The sequence below is a fragment of the Bacillus sp. BK450 genome, assembly GCF_004364885.1.
Classification (GTDB): Bacteria; Bacillota; Bacilli; order Bacillales; family Bacillaceae; genus Bacillus; species Bacillus safensis.
In genome coordinates this window covers 129,150-147,006 of record NZ_SOBQ01000005.1, presented here as the reverse complement: position 1 = coordinate 147,006, position 17,857 = coordinate 129,150, and the positions used below count along the sequence as shown (strand labels likewise).

14 protein-coding genes and 1 pseudogene are annotated in these 17,857 nt (G+C 41.2%); 4 read left to right on the top strand and 11 right to left on the bottom strand.

What is annotated here, in order from left to right:
- Window positions 1-8: 8 nt before the first annotated feature.
- Window positions 9-740: a MurR/RpiR family transcriptional regulator gene (locus EV579_RS16225; protein ID WP_024424566.1), complete on the bottom strand. Its 732-nt coding sequence runs from the start codon at window positions 738-740 to the stop codon at window positions 9-11.
- Window positions 741-939: 199 nt separating this feature from the next.
- On the opposite strand from EV579_RS16225, the gene EV579_RS16220 reads away from it, so the two are divergent.
- Complete coding sequence (locus EV579_RS16220; RefSeq protein WP_024424565.1) at window positions 940-2,268, top strand: 6-phospho-beta-glucosidase; 1,329 nt, start codon at window positions 940-942, stop codon at window positions 2,266-2,268.
- Between the two features lie 33 nt (window positions 2,269-2,301).
- Here the strand turns inward: EV579_RS16220 and EV579_RS16215 are convergent, their stop codons facing one another.
- The 3 genes from EV579_RS16215 to EV579_RS16205 all read right to left on the bottom strand — a co-directional run bounded on the left by EV579_RS16215 (window position 2,302) and on the right by EV579_RS16205 (window position 4,695).
- A complete protein-coding gene (locus EV579_RS16215) occupies window positions 2,302-2,949 on the bottom strand; it encodes a DUF3885 domain-containing protein (RefSeq protein WP_133744842.1) in 648 nt (215 codons plus the stop codon).
- Between the two features lie 331 nt (window positions 2,950-3,280).
- Window positions 3,281-4,192, bottom strand: a complete 912-nt coding sequence (locus tag EV579_RS16210; RefSeq protein ID WP_133744841.1) for an NAD(P)/FAD-dependent oxidoreductase — start codon at window positions 4,190-4,192, stop codon at window positions 3,281-3,283.
- A 65-nt stretch (window positions 4,193-4,257) separates the two neighbouring features.
- Window positions 4,258-4,695 (bottom strand): Rrf2 family transcriptional regulator, encoded by a 438-nt coding sequence (locus tag EV579_RS16205; RefSeq protein ID WP_133744840.1) that lies wholly within the window; start codon window positions 4,693-4,695, stop codon window positions 4,258-4,260.
- Window positions 4,696-4,879: 184 nt separating this feature from the next.
- On the opposite strand from EV579_RS16205, the gene EV579_RS16200 reads away from it, so the two are divergent.
- Complete coding sequence (locus EV579_RS16200) at window positions 4,880-5,251, top strand: hypothetical protein (protein WP_133744839.1); 372 nt, start codon at window positions 4,880-4,882, stop codon at window positions 5,249-5,251.
- A 104-nt stretch (window positions 5,252-5,355) separates the two neighbouring features.
- Here EV579_RS16200 and EV579_RS16195 read toward each other — a convergent pair whose 3' ends face one another.
- Together EV579_RS16195 and EV579_RS16190 are read right to left on the bottom strand one after the other, a co-directional pair.
- Window positions 5,356-6,681, bottom strand: a complete 1,326-nt coding sequence (locus tag EV579_RS16195; RefSeq protein WP_034623075.1) for a 6-phospho-alpha-glucosidase — start codon at window positions 6,679-6,681, stop codon at window positions 5,356-5,358.
- Window positions 6,682-6,698: 17 nt separating this feature from the next.
- Window positions 6,699-8,288: an alpha-glucoside-specific PTS transporter subunit IIBC gene (locus EV579_RS16190; protein WP_133744838.1), complete on the bottom strand. Its 1,590-nt coding sequence runs from the start codon at window positions 8,286-8,288 to the stop codon at window positions 6,699-6,701.
- Window positions 8,289-8,436: 148 nt separating this feature from the next.
- Here EV579_RS16190 and EV579_RS16185 point away from each other — a divergent pair, with 148 nt between their 5' ends.
- Window positions 8,437-9,201 carry a MurR/RpiR family transcriptional regulator gene (locus EV579_RS16185; protein ID WP_125587227.1) on the top strand — a complete coding sequence of 255 codons (765 nt, stop codon included), beginning with the start codon at window positions 8,437-8,439 and terminating at the stop codon, window positions 9,199-9,201.
- A gap of 144 nt (window positions 9,202-9,345) precedes the next feature.
- On the opposite strand, the pseudogene EV579_RS16180 reads toward EV579_RS16185, so the two are convergent.
- The 4 genes and pseudogenes from EV579_RS16180 to EV579_RS16165 all read right to left on the bottom strand — a co-directional run.
- Window positions 9,346-9,795 (bottom strand): annotated as a pseudogene (locus tag EV579_RS16180) (SMI1/KNR4 family protein); the annotation flags it as partial.
- Window positions 9,796-9,904: 109 nt separating this feature from the next.
- Entirely contained in the window at window positions 9,905-10,879 is a 975-nt protein-coding gene (locus EV579_RS16175; RefSeq protein ID WP_122631743.1) for a tRNA dihydrouridine synthase, read from the bottom strand.
- A 251-nt stretch (window positions 10,880-11,130) separates the two neighbouring features.
- A complete protein-coding gene (rlmD, locus tag EV579_RS16170) occupies window positions 11,131-12,510 on the bottom strand; it encodes a 23S rRNA (uracil(1939)-C(5))-methyltransferase RlmD (protein ID WP_133744837.1) in 1,380 nt (459 codons plus the stop codon).
- A 61-nt stretch (window positions 12,511-12,571) separates the two neighbouring features.
- Window positions 12,572-13,480: a diacylglycerol kinase gene (locus EV579_RS16165; RefSeq protein WP_024424554.1), complete on the bottom strand. Its 909-nt coding sequence runs from the start codon at window positions 13,478-13,480 to the stop codon at window positions 12,572-12,574.
- A 182-nt stretch (window positions 13,481-13,662) separates the two neighbouring features.
- On the opposite strand from EV579_RS16165, the gene EV579_RS16160 reads away from it, so the two are divergent.
- Window positions 13,663-14,616: a nucleoside hydrolase gene (locus tag EV579_RS16160; RefSeq protein ID WP_133744836.1), complete on the top strand. Its 954-nt coding sequence runs from the start codon at window positions 13,663-13,665 to the stop codon at window positions 14,614-14,616.
- A 31-nt stretch (window positions 14,617-14,647) separates the two neighbouring features.
- Here the strand turns inward: EV579_RS16160 and EV579_RS16155 are convergent, their stop codons facing one another.
- Window positions 14,648-17,854 (bottom strand): efflux RND transporter permease subunit, encoded by a 3,207-nt coding sequence (locus EV579_RS16155; RefSeq protein ID WP_133744835.1) that lies wholly within the window; start codon window positions 17,852-17,854, stop codon window positions 14,648-14,650.
- Between the last annotated feature and the right edge of the window lie 3 nt (window positions 17,855-17,857).

The window sequence follows — 17,857 nt, the reverse complement described above, 5'->3', positions numbered from 1 at the left end:
CGGCTCTTTTACTTTTCTTTTAACATCGCAAACATGTCACGGGCCATGGCTTCTAAAATATACACAACTGGCGTCTGTGTGGTGATATTCGCTCTGTGGACCCGCTCATCTGTGACGTAGTAGGCAATATTTAAATCTGAAATGCGCGAAATCGTGCAGTGCTGGTTATTCGTAATACTAATGATCTTGCTGCCTTCTCTTTTTAACTTCGAAATATGATCAATCGTAATACTGTTCTCCCCTGATACAGACAGCACAATGGTGACACTATTGTCTAAATACTGCATATTCATCGGGAAAAACGGATCGTTGATGTAAAATGAAAATTTCTCAAGACTGGAAAAGTACCTCGCCCCATACTGCGCCAAAATGCCAGAACTGCCAGTTCCGATAAACAGCACATTTTTTGCCTCAGCAATGAGCTTCGCGGCCTCCTTAATTTTCCCCTCAAAGTCTCCCTTCAATGTTCGTTCAATAAATTCATATAGAAAGTGCTGTGTGCTTTTTAAAGAAGGTGTCTGCTCTGATTCTAAATACATTTTGAGCTTCACTTTAAACTCTGAAAAGCCTTCACAATTTACTTTTCGGCAAAAGCGAAGGACAGACGAGGTGGAAATATGTGCAGCATCTGCAAGATCTCGAATTCTCATGTACACGACCTTTTCACTGTTTTCCATGATATATCGGTATAAAGCGCTTTCTAGTTCATTAAAGCTGGAAATGACCTCACTTGAAAACATCTGACTTCCCCTTTCTCCAACTACATGTCACAATGTGTTTCTTTTATGTAACAAATCTCTAAATAGGGCACCCTTGCCTAAAGACGCTGAAGTCATTTACGCACATGATGCTCTCACGATAAGCTATAGATGTACAAACAAGAAAAAAGACTTTTCTCTATTATAACATTGCGCGTTACATTATTCGGAGGTGCAGAACATGGCAAAAGGATTAAAGGTTGTCACAATTGGCGGAGGATCAAGCTATACACCAGAGCTTGTAGAAGGATTTATTAAACGATACGATGAATTTCCGATTAGCGAGCTGTGGCTCGTTGATATTGAAGCGGGAAAAGAAAAGCTTGAGATCGTCGGAAATCTTGCAAAACGCATGGTCAAAAAAGCAGGGCTTCCAATCGAGGTTCATTTAACATTAGATCGCAGGAAAGCACTTGTAGATGCTGATTTTGTCACAACACAATTCCGTGTCGGACTTCTTGAAGCACGTATGAAGGATGAACGCATTCCTTTAAAATATGATGTCATAGGTCAAGAAACAAATGGTCCAGGAGGTCTATTCAAAGGACTTCGCACCATTCCTGTCATTCTTGATATTGTCAAAGATATTGAAGAGCTTTGCCCGAATGCATGGCTTGTGAATTTCACAAATCCAGCTGGTATGGTCACTGAAGCCGTTCTTCGTTATTCAAACCATCGTAAAGTCGTTGGTTTATGTAACGTGCCGATCGGCATTCGCATGGGAATCGCCAAAGGGCTTGGTGTCGACGCAAGCAGAGTCGAAGTCAGCTTTGCTGGATTAAACCATATGGTCTTTGGGCTCAATGTATTCTTAGATGGCAAAAGCATCATGGATCAAGTCATTGAAGACATGGCTGATCCAAACTCCAGCATGTCGATGAACAACATTCAAGCGATTCCGTGGGATGCTGATTTCTTAAAAGGGCTTGGCGTCATTCCTTGTCCTTATCACCGTTACTACTACAAAACAAGTGATATGCTGGCTGAGGAAAAGAAAGCAGCAGCAAATGAAGGAACTCGTGCTGAAGTCGTTCGCGCATTAGAAAATGATTTGTTCGAGCTTTACAAAGACCCTGATCTCGACATCAAGCCGCCACAGCTTGAAAAACGAGGCGGTGCCTACTACAGTGATGCGGCTTGTAACTTGATTGCATCCATTTATAACGACAAGCATGACATTCAGCCTGTAAACACCATTAATAATGGGGCTATTAGTGACATTCCAAATGATTCTGCGGTTGAACTCAACTGCGTGATCACAAAAGACGGTCCTAAACCAATCGCTGTTGGTGAAATGCCGGTCGCTGTCAAAGGACTTATTTCTCAAATTAAATCCTTTGAACGTGTAGCTGCTGAAGCTGCCGTGACAGGCGATTACAACACAGCACTTGTCGCAATGACCATCAACCCGCTTGTTCCATCAGATGCCATTGCAAAAAGCATCCTCGATGAAATGCTCGAAGCACACAAAGAATATTTGCCACAGTTCTTCAATAAAGTAGAAGCATAAAAAGAAGCCGCACTTGTCGAAAGTGCGGTTTTTTTATTTGGCTGCAAACAGCCGGTCCATCTTAGGACGATCATAGTCTAATAGCCAGTGCTGTAAGCCTTCATAGACTGGGCGTAGACGCTCAGCATCTGCCGCAATGAGATCACAGCCTCGATCATCATATAAGTGAAAAATCATTTTTTTTGAGAGATTCATTAGGTAAATTTCATACCCTAGTTTTCCCTTCAAGATTTGATTCGGCGTATAGAAGTCCTCCTGGCACATCGCATGGAGAAGCGGACGCAATCGAATGTCTTGCAGCTGGCATTTGAGTGTAAATCTCTCTAATGTCAGTGAATCTTCTATTTCTGGACGTACATAAGTCAAAAGCTCGTGGCGCAATCTGTTCCTTACTTGCCGATGCACATATTTTTGATAGACAAGGAGCTTACGCTTCGTTAATTTATGTTCATGATCTGTATACACATCCGTCACAAGCAGCATCTCGTCTTCTGGATCAAAAGCATATTTCACAATCTCTAAAGCACGATCTCCCGCTTTTTCTAATACAATCGATTCTTTTCCTAATGACCAATCTGCCACTTCAAACCGAAGCCCAATAGGCCATTCATAAAAAAGAGGCGGCGTGAGGATAAGATGAGGAAAATGATTTTTTAAAAATCTATTTGTTTGATCACTCATTTGCTTTCCTTTCACTCGTTTTATTTTTCATTTTACCGTTGAAACATATAGGGAAACAAATTGGAAATAAACTGTCATTTCTTATATGATAGAAAGAGATGGAGGTGTGGTCAATTGAAAACATCAAAATGGTTTTTACAAGTGTTCCTTACAGCACTGATCACCATGTGGATACAGGCTGGACTTGATCAGGCGAACGTCATTCAGATCACCAATGTATGAGTCGATGTCAGCAGCTGGATCCTGATCTTCTTTGTCATCTACGCACTTTTTGAATGGACAGCTCACGTCTTAGCAAAACGGAAAACCGTTCATCGCTGAACATCTCTTTTCATAGAGATGTTTTATCTTGAAACTCTTCTTGCACAAGTTCATGAATGACACCCATTCCTGCCTGGCTTCCAGCTGCTGCTGCGAGAACTAACTGAGCAGGACCGCCTAGATTATCACCACATGCAAAGACACCACTGACGGTTGTACGTCCAAGGATATCTGTTTCAATACCCGCATTCTTCGTCATTTGACAGCCAAGCTTTTCGGCAAATGGGGCTGACTGCTTGAATTCACTTGCGACAAAACCGCCTTCCCTTTTCACTGTCTCCCCATTTGCAAGCTGGAGAGAGCGCAGCTGCCCATTGTCATGATCAATCGACACAATTGGCACATCAATGATTTGAATAGAATGTGCGGTCAGAAGTACCTTGTCCTCTTCAGCCAACACGTGCCCATTCGTAAACACGATCAAATCCTTTGTCCAATTGGAAAGAAGCTTAGCCATATGCAAGGCTCGCTGATTCTCTGCAATGAGGGCAAGTGCTTTGTCCTTTAATTCCCATCCATCACAGAAAGGACAGCTAAACAACGTTTTTCCGTACACATCATGAATTCCTTCGATCTCTGGGAGAATATCCTGAAGTCCTGTTGCTAAAATGATTTTTTTCGCTTCGAATGTATCCCCCTCGTGTGTCAGTAACGTAAAGCTTTCCTCTTTCTTTTGTATATCAACAATTCGACTTCGTTTGATTTTGATATTAGGGTATTTTTGAAGATCTGCCTCTCCCGCTCGTCTGATCTCAATCGGTGTCATTCCATCGTTTGTAATAAATCCATGTGATTCCTGCGTCACTCGATTTCTTGGCAGCTCATCATCAAATACAATGACTTGCTTTCTGCCTCTCCCTACAACAAGTGCTGCACTTAATCCGGCTGGCCCGCCTCCGATAATGGCACAATCTAATAACATATCAATCTCTCCTTTTCTATCCAAGACTTTAAAGACTCTTAATATCTATAATTAGTTCAAAAAAATCACATGTTGAAAAATGGATTTTTTTCTGTCTGTTCAATTTGGCTCGCAATATCAATTAACCGTTTTTTACTTAATGTCTCCTGCATTTTCGTTTCAACATCCTGCATAACTTGTTCAATCAAACAGCCATCATGAGGCATAAAGGAGTCATGCTCTAAGGAGCAGCGAAATAAATTTGTTTGTCCTTCTACAGCCTGAATGACATCTAAAAACGAAATGTCCTCCTTTCGTTTGATAAGGGTATAACCTCCCTTTGCACCAGGAGTTGATTCAATCAATCCCGCCTTCACAAGCTTTGTTAAAATTTTTGATAAATAGGTTGGTGAAAGGTCTTGCATCTTAGCAAGAGGCTCAACGCCAATCGCTTTACCCTTTGACGCAAGAGTTAAAAACACCATCGTATGCAGCGCATAGTTGGTTGCTTTAGAATATTTCATAAGGAAACCCCTTTCTATCTATTATAGACCTTTTATATCTGTAATTGATCATAGATGATTCAAGAGAAAAAAGCAAGAGTTGTGAATCTGCTCCACTTTTCATTCCACATTTCACATTTCCTTCCGATAATAGAAGTAAGCACGAAATAAAGTTTTGATTGAGAACTAGAAGGAGTGAAGAAAAATGTCAGATCAACAGCACAATGCAGCACACGAAGAAGAAGAGGAATTTAACGTATACGACATGCTTCCGCCCGCAGGTACAATCATCGGAGAAGCAACAGAAGAAGAAATGGATGCCGCAGCAGCACTTGAAGTGAGACATGTCGCGTTCATGCGCCTTCAAGATATGTTCATTCAATTTGATGGCTCGTCTTACAAAGACTTATTAAAAGACTTTCAAGAATTCGAAATGGATTCCACAAAATTCTGGAGAGCCATTGCTAGACGTCTTCAAATTCCGTACGAGTGGCCAATCCGAATCGACCACGCAAACGGCCCTATTTATATTGGTGAAACAGAGGATAGCCGTGAGGTTGAGGAGACCGCAGAGTAAGGAATGGCGGCCCCCTTTTGGTAAGGAGGCTTTTTACAATACATCGGTTGAAAAAACAAATAAGCAATATGAGCGCTGTCACGCCCATATTGCTTATTCTCGTGTTATGTTAACTCTGGCCAAAATGCTTGATTTGCCACAATTAAGTCGTCTAAAATATCTTTTGCTACTTTAGCACTCGGCACCGTTTTCGATAATGTGATGGCCTGCCATAATTTTTGATAGGACCCTTCTTCAAATGCTTCTACTACTAGTTTTTCTACGCCAACTTGCTGCTCCATAAGACTTTTTTGAAATCTAGGAATCTCTCCAACTACTAATTTTTCTGGACCATTGCTGCCAACAATACAAGGAATTTCGACCATGGCTGTTGGATCAAAGTTCCTAATAGCGCCATTGTTCTCTACGATCATCAGCATCCGTTCCTTTTTATTAAAAGCAATGGCTCGTGCCAAATCAACGATATAGGAAGCGTGTTCATCAATGGTCAGCTTTGTTTCCTTTGCAGTTCCTTTATCAATGATGGCCTGACATTCACTAAAAACAAAAGCTTCCCGCCCCTCCATCACTTCATTGGCACGCGTGAACTCGATATTTGAATGTGCCACTTCTTCATCTGGAAATAGATAGTATTTCAAATACGTATTCGGTATCGTTTTTGGATCAAGCGCTTGAATATCTTTGGCCTTTTTTAATGTGCTGTTCCAGCTCTTCTGCTGTTCTAGCTCAGATGTTCCATCTGTTGCATAACCATGCTGGCTTACATGCTTAATTACCTCAGGCATTAAGCTATTTCCTGCTTTATCTCGAATATCTGTCCACCAGCCAAAATGATTCAAACCATAGTAATCGACTTCTAGTTCTTTCCGCGAAGATAAGCCTAAATTTTTTGCAATTAATTCTTCAATGCCAATTGGCATATCGCATATGTTTAAAATTTTGGCATTCGGTCTTAGCTTACGTGTTGCCTCTGCGACTATCGCTGCAGGGTTCGAATAGTTTAACATCCAAGCTTCAGGTGAGTATTTTTCCATATAATCGACAAGTTCTAATACACCTGGAATGGACCGCATTCCGTAAGCTATCCCGCCTGGGCCGCATGTTTCCTGTCCGACGACTCCATGCTTCAATGGAATTTTCTCATCTAATTCTCGCATTGCATATTTCCCGACACGAATATGTGCCATCACAAAATCGACTTGAGTAAAGGCTTCTTCTGGATCCGTGCTTGCCAGTAATCGCACTTCTGGTGCCCGTTCTTTTAACATAATCTCACATGCATCTGCAATCGTCTTTTGTCTAGCTTCATCATTATCATAGAGTTTAATTGTATGAATTGGGAACTCATCTAGATAGTCTAACAGCATCAAAATGATCCCCGGTGTAAATGTACTTCCGCCTCCAGCGATGGTAATATTAAATTTTTTCATGATATCCAGCTCCTTTTTTAATCTAATGAAAGTTTTGTCTCAAAGGACTCTCTTACTTGCGGTACACTTAAGCCAACAATGATTTGAATGCTTTGACCACTCTTCGCCATGCCGTGGGCCAGTTTATTTTTTGTAAAGTAGTCCCTATCTTTCACCAAGCTAGGGTCAATCACTGTAATACGCAGACGTGTGGCACAGTTTGTCACATCTTTAATGTTTTCTTTACCGCCAAGGCCTTCTAAGAAATACACGGCTTTCTCTTCATACTCAGATGCATAAACGGGCGCTTCTTTTTGGTCATGACCTTTTTTATGAGCATTCTCATAATCCTGTTTTGTATATAGCCTCGTCTCCTCCTCATGTTTTCGTCCTGGTAATGGAATATCGAATTTCACAATCATCCATCTAAATATGACAAAATACACGGCTGTAAAAAGAAGTCCAATCATCGCTTGGATCAGATAAGTCCCTCCATGATTTGAAGAGAGCGGAATCCAGTTCAATGCAGCTATTTCAATAAGCCCGGAACCCATCATTCCGACAACACCAAACATATTCATGATTGTCACCATGGTCGCACCAAGAAGTGCATGTATTACAAATAAATAAGGCGCGAGGAATAGGAATGTAAATTCAAGCGGTTCTGTAATTCCGGCAAATACCGCTGTTAATGTGGCGGGTAATACCAATGCCAAAACCTTTTTTCTGTTTTCTTTCGGTGTTGAAAAATACATGGCTAAAGCTATCCCTAAACAGCCAAACATCTTAATATTCCCATGCAATAAAAATCCGTATGGATAAAGATCCTTCAAATCAGAAGTGGAGGACGCAAATTCATTTAAGTGAGCAATCCAATATGGTTTTAACCCCCCATTTACAGCCGCTGGACCAAACTCAAAAGGTGTATAAATAAAATGGTGAAGTCCTGTTGGAATTAACACCCTTTCCAAGAAATGAAACAGCCAGACACCAATATAACCAGACTGTGCCATGAACCCTTGGAGAGATTGAATCCCCTGCTGAACATAGGGCCATACAAAAGCAACGATAAAAGCAATAGGAATCATCACAAAGAATCCGATGATGACAACAAATACAAGCCCCTGGAAAATCCCAAGCATTTCAGGCAGCTTTTGATCATAAAAACGATTATGGATCCAAATGACGATTCCAGATATCATCACCGCACCAATGATACTTGTATCCAGCGTAGGTATACCCGCAATTTCTTTTACACCCGCTACGTTCTCGACACCTTGCGATAAATCAACGCCAAAAGTAGACGGCCAAAGTGTCAAAATAGCATGAATATAATTGTTAAATACAAGATAAATCATCAAAGCTGCGAGCGTCGCACGTGCTTGCGCTTTTTTTGCAAGTGAGATGGGCAATCCAATCACAAAGGCTAATTCCATATGATTGAAAATCGCCCATCCCCCGCTTTCAATCAGTGACCAAACCTTGTACCACATCGTACCTTCTCCAGCCATTTCTCCCATAATCGCTGGATTCTTACATAAAGTCGCGAGGCCGACAACAATACCAAAAAACGCGAATAAAAGTACAGGAACTACCATAGCACTGCCAAACCGCTTGATTGCATTCATAAGCATAACCCCTTTGCTTGATCCATATCATCACTGTAAAGGTAGCGCTTACAAAAACCAATAGGTTTGACGTATTTAGAAATCAAGTTGTAACATTAGATTATATTTTCACAGGAAGAAAATATTTTCATGTTGGAGGGCACATCGCATGATACTGGACAAGCTGGTTAATAAACACTTCGAAGATTTAAATAAGAATGACCTGCACATTATTAAAACGATCCATGATCATCTTGAAGAAATGAAGACAATGAAAATTCAGGACCTTGCCCGATATGCTCATACTTCCATCTCATCCATCCATCGGCTTGCCAAGAAAATAGGGTTCGACGGCTACAGTGACTTAAAGTCTTATGTGAAATTAAATGCTTTCACTGAAGAGACCACACAGGATTTAATGCAGCTGCTTGATCAAGACATCCGGCAGACAAGAAAATATATGGAGCAGCTGGACTTTCATCAATTAAATCAACTGATTGATCGTGCACCGTATATTTATATTTATGGGACAGGAACTGCACAGCTTGATTTAGCAAATGATATACAGCGGCAGCTATGGTCACTGCATAAGAAATCTCAAGTATTACGAAGCAAGCGGGATTTAACAGATGGAATCATTGAATTTGGTGAGGATGACCTTTTATTTATCATTTCTTTATCGGGTGAATCGAAGAATTTAGATGAAATCATTCAATTGGTGAAAACGAGACATATCAAATTTATCAGCATGACCACATTAAGGAATAACCTCCTTGCACAAAATGCCATGTTTAACATCTATGTAAGCAGCACCCCGTTTCACTTATATAACAAAGTGGACAACTCCAGCTTTCTGCCATTTTACATTGTGGCAGATATTATCGTCAGAAAATTTAGTGAGTGGAAAGTGAACCAATTGAATAATAAGACTTAAACATAACAGATACAGTTTTGGAGAGAGATTCAATGTTGCTTCGCAAAAAAAAGAGAGACTCTTTTGTCTCTCTCAAAAAACACTGTATAACAACGGTTTTAATGAAATATATCTACTTGCTGCTGCCTTTTCCTATTCATGCTATTCAGCGGTATAATGCCCAGCAATCAGTTCATCAAACGAATCCGCTAATTTGAAATCCGTCTCATCTTCTAGATCAAAGTAATGAACCGGCGGATGCTCCTTTGTTTCTCTGTAATCCAATGCAATCCACGTATGACCATCCCCACAAATGAGCACAAGTCCCTCAGGCAATTCCCATTCTTCTATTAAATAATCACTATCCATAATGCCTTCATCTTTGGCAATTCCTCTTAAATGATCAAATGACACATGATCCTCTGCCCATCCATTCGGCTGATCCGTTGGAAAAGCATTATGCAATGTATACCCGCCATTTTGTTCGAGGATCAGTTGCTTATATGTATCAGGCAGGATAACGCCTAGCTTCTTTTCCGCTTTTGCAATGCCTTTCTCATTGATTTTCTTAAATGTTTCTTCGCTTTCTCTATCTTTATCCCAAAATGGTTTCAAATAAAATACCTCCAATTGTTATTTCTATATTATTTTACCATTTAAGAGAACTAGTTTAATAGTCCTGTTTAATAAAAAAGAGAAGGGTTCCCCCTCCTCCTCTTGTTGGTCATGATTGTTCTTGATTTCTCGCTTCAAATTCATCCAACATGGCACGCACTTCATCTGTTGATGATGTGTTCATTAATTGATTTCTTAAGAAACTCGCTCCTCTGAATCCTTTTACATAAATCTTAAAGAAACGGTGCAGTGCCTTGAATGGACGCAAACCTAGTGATGAGTATTGATCATGGAGATCAAGATGTAACCTTAAAAGACCAAGCAGTTCATCACTTGTATGCTCCCTCGGCTCTTTTTCAAAAGCAAATGGGTTATGGAAAATTCCGCGCCCAATCATCACGCCGTCTACTCCATACTGTTCAGCGAGCTTTAAGCCTGTTTGACGATCAGGAATATCACCATTGATCGTCAAAAGAGTATCAGGTGCTACTTCATCACGAAGTTTCTTAATCTCAGGAATGAGCTCCCAATGCGCATCCACCTGGCTCATTTCCTTTCTTGTACGAAGATGGATTGATAAATTCACAATATCTTGCTCCAAAATATGTCTAAGCCACCCGCGCCATTCATCGACCTCAGTAAAACCAAGTCTTGTTTTCACACTGACAGGTAATCCCCCTGCTTTTGCCGCTTGAATCAGCTCTGCCGCAACGTCTGGACGAAGAATCAAGCCGCTGCCCTTTCCGTTTTGGGTGACATTCGGGACAGGACAGCCCATATTAATATCAAGCCCCTGAAATCCCATTTCCGCCATTCCAATGCTCATTTGTCTAAAGTTCTCAGGCTTGTCTCCCCAAATATGAGCAACAATCGGCTGCTCATCCTCTGTAAACGTTAAACGCCCCTTCACACTTTGAATACCATCAGGATGGCAATAGCTCTCACTGTTCGTAAACTCTGTAAAAAACACATCCGGTCTCGCCGCCTCACTCACAACATGACGAAACACAACATCTGTCACTTCTTCCATTGGTGCTAATATAAAAAATGGCCGCGGTAAATCACGCCAGAAATTTTTACTCATCTTTCATCCAATTCCTCTCATGACATAGCGCCTTTTAGGGCATGTCCTTCTATAAAGTCTTTCAGCAATTTTTATCATTATATACTTTAATATGAACCGGGCAAAATTGCAAAAAAGGACATTTGGAGATGAATTGCGGGATAAAAATATTAATTCCACTTCCAAATATCATTTTTTAGGCCGATTGAACATACAAAAATAAAAACATCCCGATATCAATGTTTTTCACAGAATCGGGATGTCACAATAAATTACTGATTAATCACAAGACTTGCTACACATTCCACATGTGAGGTATGCGGAAACATATCCACAGGCTGCACTTCCTCTGTCACATACCCGCCATCTTCAAGAATTCTCAAATCACGAGCAAGCGTCCCAGGATTACAGGAAACATAAACAACTCGGTTTGGTTTCATCTTTAAAATGGTGTCAAGCAGTGCTTCGTCGCAGCCTTTTCTTGGCGGATCGACGACGAGGGTATCTGCTTTGATGCCTTCTTTGTACCATTTTGGGATGACGGTTTCTGCTTCACCGACTGCAAATTCAACATTATTGATTCCGTTTAAGGCAGCATTGCGTTTTGCATCTTCAATTGCTTCTGGAACAATTTCAACCCCATAAACTCTGCCTGCTTTTTGTGCGAGAAATAAGGAAATCGTACCGATTCCGCAATAGGCATCGATGACGGTTTCTTCGCCTTGCAGCTCTGCATATTCAAGCGCTTTGTCGTAAAGTACCTTTGTTTGGGCTGGGTTCACTTGATAAAATGAGCGGGCCGAAATGGCAAATTTGATGTCGCCAATCATGTCATAAATGTATTCTTCGCCCCATAAAACGGTTGTTTCGTCTCCGAAAATGACATTTGTTTTCTTTGAATTCACGTTTTGCACAATTGACCGAACATGTGGGAAGCGTGCTATAATCTGCTCAATCACCTGCTGCTTTTGCGGAAAGTCAGCCGTTCTAGTAACAAACACAACCATCATTTCACCTGTTGCCATTCCGTAGCGAACCATCACATGACGCAGCCATCCTTTGTGCCGCTCTTCGTTATATGCTTTGATGCCAAACGCATTGCATATGTCTTTTACTGCCTGTACCACTTCGTCGTTTTCTGACTGTTGAATCAAACATTTTTCCATATCAATGATTTCATGGGTACGCTGCTGATAAAAACCTGCAACAAGTCCGCCTTCTCGTTCGCCAACTGGAACTTGTGCTTTGTTTCGGTAATTCCAAGGGTCTTCCATGCCGAGTACAGGATGAACTTTTACACGGCTCATATCAAGCTTGCCGATCCGCTCTAAAACGTCCTTTACTTGTTTCTGTTTAAATAGCAGCTGGCCTTCATAGCTCATATGCTGAATTTGACAGCCGCCGCACTGTTTGTAAATGGGACATGGCGCATCTTGCCTGTGCTGACTTTCCTTTGTCAGCTCCATGAGTCGTCCAAAAGCAAATCCTTTTTTGACTCGTGTGACTTTGATTTTCCCTTGTTCGTCAGGAAGGGCATTCGGTACAAAGACAGGGAATCCTTCAATTTTTGCTACACCTGCACCTTCATGCGTTAAGTCTTCGAAGGTTACATTGTAGTATTCATTCTTTTCAACAGGCGGTTTCATTTTCACCAACTTTATCACCTCATTTGCAAAGAAAAACTTGGCCGCCATAAGGAACCAAGTTCAGTCTTCACCCTATTTTTTCAGCTGTTGCTTTTGGCACAATAAATTCAATATGGCGATACAGGTTTTCAAATTCACCTGGCAGCATGCCGCCGTATTCACCATCTAAATTTAATTGCATTTTATCTTTTACATCTACCTTCACGCGATTCGCTTTTGCGTAGATGACATTGTTATCATGAATATGCTCGCCTCTGAGTGCAAGGCTGACCACTCGGATGGCTTCTGCTAGATTGACCTTCTTTAAAATAATCAGGTCAAACATCCCATCATCTAAAATGGAATCTGGCGCTAGTTTTTCAAAGCCGCCTACTGAGTTTGTGAGTGAAACAAGAAACAGCATGATTTCTCCATGAAACAATTTGCCGTCATATTCAATTTCGACTTCTGTCGGGCGGATAGAAGGAAGCATCTCCATGCCTTTTAAATAATAAGCAAGCTGTCCAAGCATGGTCTTCAGTTTACTAGGCACCTCATAGGTGAGCTCTGTTAACCGGCCGCCGCCAGCAATATTAATAAAATAATGGCCATTGACTTTACCGATATCAAGCGGCTTCGCTACACCCTCAATAATGGCATCTGTCGCTTTCAAAACACCTTCTCGTGGAATGCCAAGTGCTCTTGCGAAGTCATTTGTTGTTCCAACTGGAATAATTCCTAGTTTTGGTCTTTTTTCAAGCGGTGCTAGTCCGTTGACGACTTCATTGATCGTGCCGTCTCCACCTGCTGCTACAATTAAATCAAAATCTCTCTGTGCGGCTTTTTCTGCTGCTTGCGTGGCATCTCCTGCACATGTCGTCGCATGACAAGAAGTTTCATAGCCAGCTTGTTCAAATTTTTGCAAAACCTGCGGTAAATTCTTCTTGAAGAGTTCACGCCCAGATGTCGGATTGTATATAATTCGAGCACGTTTCATTCATCATCATCCTATATTCATTATGCAATCTATTTTCACCACTAACAACCTTTAATTATACTATGAGATTTGAAAATGGCAACAAAACAACCACCTAATTATGTGAAATCTCCTAGCCAATCTCCCTCAGCAAGAAAGCATTCTGATAAGATAAAAGAAAACGCTGTAAAGGATGATATGCGATGAAAAAGCCTGTCTATTTTAATCATGACGGCGGTGTTGATGACCTCGTCTCTTTATTTCTTCTCCTTCAAATGGAACATGTGAAAGTCATCGGAATGTCTGTGATTCCTGCTGATTGTTATTTAGAGCCTGCTCTCAGTGCATCTCAAAAAATCATTGATCGCTTTAGTCCTTATGAAATTGAAGTTGCTGCTTCAACTTCTAGAGGCGTCAATCCATTTCCAAAGGAGTGGCGTATGCATGCTTTTTATGTAGATGCTCTGCCAATTTTAAATGAAAAAGGTACTGTTGATACAAAAGTGTCCAAGCTGCCAGCACACCTTCACCTGATTGAAACGGTTAAGAAAGCAAAAGAACCTGTCACCCTGCTCTTTACTGGTCCGCTCACAGATCTTGCACGCGCTTTAGAAGAAGATCCTGCGATCTCTAATAAAATTGAGAAATTGGTGTGGATGGGTGGCACGTTCCTTGAAAAAGGCAATGTTGAAGAACCCGAGCATGATGGGACAGCAGAATGGAATGCCTTTTGGGACCCTTATGCTGTCAGCACTGTCTTTCAGGAACCGTTTCCTATTGAAATGGTCGCGCTTGAAAGTACAAATCAAGTCCCGCTTACACTTGATGTACGTCAGCGCTGGGCTTCTCTTCGTTCTCATATTGGAATAGATTTTATCGGACAGTGCTACGCCTTTTGTCCGCCGCTCATTCATCATGAAACGAACTCGACTTACTACTTATGGGACGTGCTGACAACGATCACTCTTGCTTCCTCTTCATTTACTCGCTCAAAAGAAGTGAACGCAATCGTTTATACCGAAACGCCTAGACAAGGTCGCACTGAAGAGCATCCAGATGGAAAATCAATTCAAGTGATTGACCATGTCGATCGTGATGCCTTTTTCCACGCATTTGAAGTGCTTATGAGAAAAGCTGTTTGTCAGATTTCAAAATAAAAAAAGCCCCGCTCATTGGCGGGGCTTCCTCTTACTCTTCTTCTGCGTACTTTTTCTTACGTCTAAACTTGCTTAACATTTCATACACGATTGGAACGATAACCAATGTGAGAAGTGTAGAACTTGTTAAACCGCCAATGACGGTAACACCAAGTCCTTTTGATACGATTTGGCTTCCGCCTTCAAATCCTAATGCGAGTGGCAGCAGTGCACCAATTGTCGCAAGTGCCGTCATTAAGATTGGACGTAATCTTGTTGTACCTGCTTCAAGTAACGCTTCTCTTGTTGAGAGACCTTCTTGTTCTTTATGAATCACTCGGTCAATCAAGACAATGGCATTAGTTACAACGATACCGATCAGCATGAGCAATCCAATCATGGCATTTAAGCTGATGGTTTCTTTTGCTATAAACAATCCAGCGAGCGCACCAATAATCGTAAATGGCAGTGAGAAAAGAATCGCAAATGGTGCAAGACCTCCGCCAAATGTGATGACGAGAACGAGATACACAATGGCAATCGCTGCTAGCATTGCAAGGCCAAGCTGTGTAAAGGATTCTTGGATATCCGCACTTACGCCGCCTGTGTCAATCGTTACGCCAGATTTTAGGTCAAGCTTGTCGACTTTCTTCTGAACATCCTGCGTTACACTTGAGACGTCGTCTGTTGTCATGTCACCAGACACTTCTGCGTAGATCTTTCCATCACGTTTTGTCACCGTATTTGCTGTCGTACCATCTTTTACTTTGACGACATCACCAATTCGGACTTCTTGCCCTGTTGGTGTGGTGATCTTTTTGTTTTCTAAATCTTTTTTACTCTTATATTCATCTTTTTCCGTTTGAAGCTTCACATCAAGTTCTTTGCCGTCCTCTGTGACTTTCGTCAGTGTTGTTTCACTATTTTGAGGTGCAATCGCTTGAGCGATTTGTGAAGCAGTTAGACCTAGTTTCGCCAGTTTTCCTTGATCTGCATTAAACGTATATTCGTCGTATTTCTCAGATAAGCTTGTGCTGACATTTTTCAGGTTTTTCTCATCTTTTAAGATGTTCTCAACATCTTTTACTGTGCCTTCAATATCACTTGCTTTGTCCCCGTACACATAGTATGTCACGGTATTATTTGCACCAGCAGATGAGAAGTTTTGTGATTTCCATTCCCCTTTAGACGCTTTGTCTTGAAGGGCTTTGACCACGCGGTCTTTTTCTTTATCAAAGTTTGGCGTGTCATCATCATATTGTACGAAGAATAACGCACCGTTAGAGTTACCGCCAACACTTGCGGTCATAGCATTTGAAGAGCCTAGTGAATACTGAACTGTATTGACATGGTCACGTTTCATCAAATATTCTTCAGCTTTTTTCGTTTCATCAATTGCTTGCTCTCTCGTTTGTCCAGGTTCAGGTGTATATGTCACCATGGCCGTTTTCTCTGCTTCCTGTGGTAAGAAGCTGACACCGACAAGTGGTGCTAAGAATAAGCTTCCGACAAGCATAAGAATGGCAATCCCTGATGTAATCCATTTATGGTTGAGTGTCCAATTAAGTACACGTCTATAACCGCCAGCAAGCTTGCTTGGTTTATGTTCTTTTACCTTTTTCGCTGTGCCGTACAAGTTCTTTTTAAATAGAGTGTGTGCCATCATTGGAACAATTGTAATAGCGACAAGCAGTGAAGCAAGTAACGCAAACACAATCGTTAAGGCAAATGGGATGAATAGTTCACCAATCATTCCACCTACTAATGCTAACGGTAAGAATACCGCAATTGTCACAATCGTCGAAGACATGATTGGGATAAACATTTCTTTTGTGGCTTCTCTGACGAGTGCCTTGCCTTTTAACGGTTCATCCTTTAACGCCATTCGTCGATAGATGTTTTCTATGACCACTATCGAGTCATCGACAACACGCCCGATGGCAACGGTCATGGCACCAAGTGTCATAATATTTAACGTGATATCCAGCTGATTTAATAGTAAAACAGCAATCAACAGAGACAACGGTATGGAAATGACCGAGATTAATGTTGATTTGATATCTCTCAGGAACAATAGAATGATAATGATCGCAAAGATCGCTCCGATGATCGCCTTGTTCAGCATTGTGCTGACAGACTCTTTAATCGGCTCTGCTTGATCATATGTGGTGCTTACTTTAATACCTTTGTTGTCTTTTTTGAATTTCTCAAGCTCTTTTGTCACTTCTTCTGCTACACTCACTGTGTTGGCATCAGAGCCTTTAACAATTTGCAGACCGATACTGTCTTTTCCATTCGTTCTAGAGATCGATTCTGCATTTTTTACGACTTTAATATCTGCTATCTCAGATAGCTTGATCGTCGGCAGCTCTACAGATTGACTGCTTGCTGCACCTCCACCTGCTTGCTGCTGACTTGCACTTCCAGCCTGCTGCTCCGTACCTTGCGCACCTTGGTTTTCTGAACCGTTAGAAGGTGCTCCAGCTCCAGCGCTTCCCGCACTGCCGCCTGCACTTGGTGTAACTGGAATGCGCATGTTTTTCAAATCTTTGACGCTTAAAATATTGCCGTCCACGACAACTGATTTTTGTTTGTTGCCAAATGTGTATAGACCTAGTGGTACATTCACATCAGAGCCTTTGATCATGTTTTGGACAGTATCTTCATCTAGACCGTATTCTTTCAATTTCTTTTGTTTAAACGAAAATTCTACTTCTTTGATTTGCTGTCCTGAAGTTTCGACAGAAGAGACACCGTCTAATCCTTGAAGTGAAGGAACGAGATCATTTTCTACTTTTTGTGTAAGGTCTTGTAATGATTCTTTATCACCAGAGACACTTAGGGCTAGGATTGGAATCGCATTAATACTAAAGCGTGCGATTTTAGGTTTTTCTGCATTTTCAGGGAAATCGATATTGCTAATCGCATCTTCAATTTCCTTTTTTGCTTCATCCATGTCTTTGTTGTAATCGTACTCGATTTGAATGGATGATGCATTTTCAAATGAATTAGAAGTGACCACGCTGACCCCATTGAGGTTTTGAATCGATTTTTCAATTGGATCTGTCACCTTATCTGATACTTCGTCCGGCGTTGCGCCAGGGTACGTTGTAGAAACCGTAATGACTGGCGTGTTGATATTCGGGATTGATTCTTGTTTCATATTCAATCCGGCATATAGACCAGCAACTGTTACGATAATCGTCATGAGCCATACAGCGAACTTATTCTTTAATACAAAATTGATGATCGAATTCATTAT

Coding starts and splice junctions, on each gene's coding strand:
- EV579_RS16200 (WP_133744839.1), top strand. CDS start 4,880: ATGTCAGATCAACAGCACAATGCAGCACACGAAGAAGAAGAGGAATTT.
- EV579_RS16205 (WP_133744840.1), bottom strand. CDS start 4,695: ATGAAATATTCTAAAGCAACCAACTATGCGCTGCATACGATGGTGTTT.
- EV579_RS16175 (WP_122631743.1), bottom strand. CDS start 10,879: ATGAGTAAAAATTTCTGGCGTGATTTACCGCGGCCATTTTTTATATTA.
- EV579_RS16155 (WP_133744835.1), bottom strand. CDS start 17,854: ATGAATTCGATCATCAATTTTGTATTAAAGAATAAGTTCGCTGTATGG.
- EV579_RS16210 (WP_133744841.1), bottom strand. CDS start 4,192: ATGTTATTAGATTGTGCCATTATCGGAGGCGGGCCAGCCGGATTAAGT.
- EV579_RS16190 (WP_133744838.1), bottom strand. CDS start 8,288: ATGAATGCAATCAAGCGGTTTGGCAGTGCTATGGTAGTTCCTGTACTT.
- EV579_RS16215 (WP_133744842.1), bottom strand. CDS start 2,949: ATGAGTGATCAAACAAATAGATTTTTAAAAAATCATTTTCCTCATCTT.
- EV579_RS16165 (WP_024424554.1), bottom strand. CDS start 13,480: ATGAAACGTGCTCGAATTATATACAATCCGACATCTGGGCGTGAACTC.
- EV579_RS16225 (WP_024424566.1), bottom strand. CDS start 740: ATGTTTTCAAGTGAGGTCATTTCCAGCTTTAATGAACTAGAAAGCGCT.
- EV579_RS16195 (WP_034623075.1), bottom strand. CDS start 6,681: ATGAAAAAATTTAATATTACCATCGCTGGAGGCGGAAGTACATTTACA.
- EV579_RS16185 (WP_125587227.1), top strand. CDS start 8,437: ATGATACTGGACAAGCTGGTTAATAAACACTTCGAAGATTTAAATAAG.
- EV579_RS16220 (WP_024424565.1), top strand. CDS start 940: ATGGCAAAAGGATTAAAGGTTGTCACAATTGGCGGAGGATCAAGCTAT.
- EV579_RS16160 (WP_133744836.1), top strand. CDS start 13,663: ATGAAAAAGCCTGTCTATTTTAATCATGACGGCGGTGTTGATGACCTC.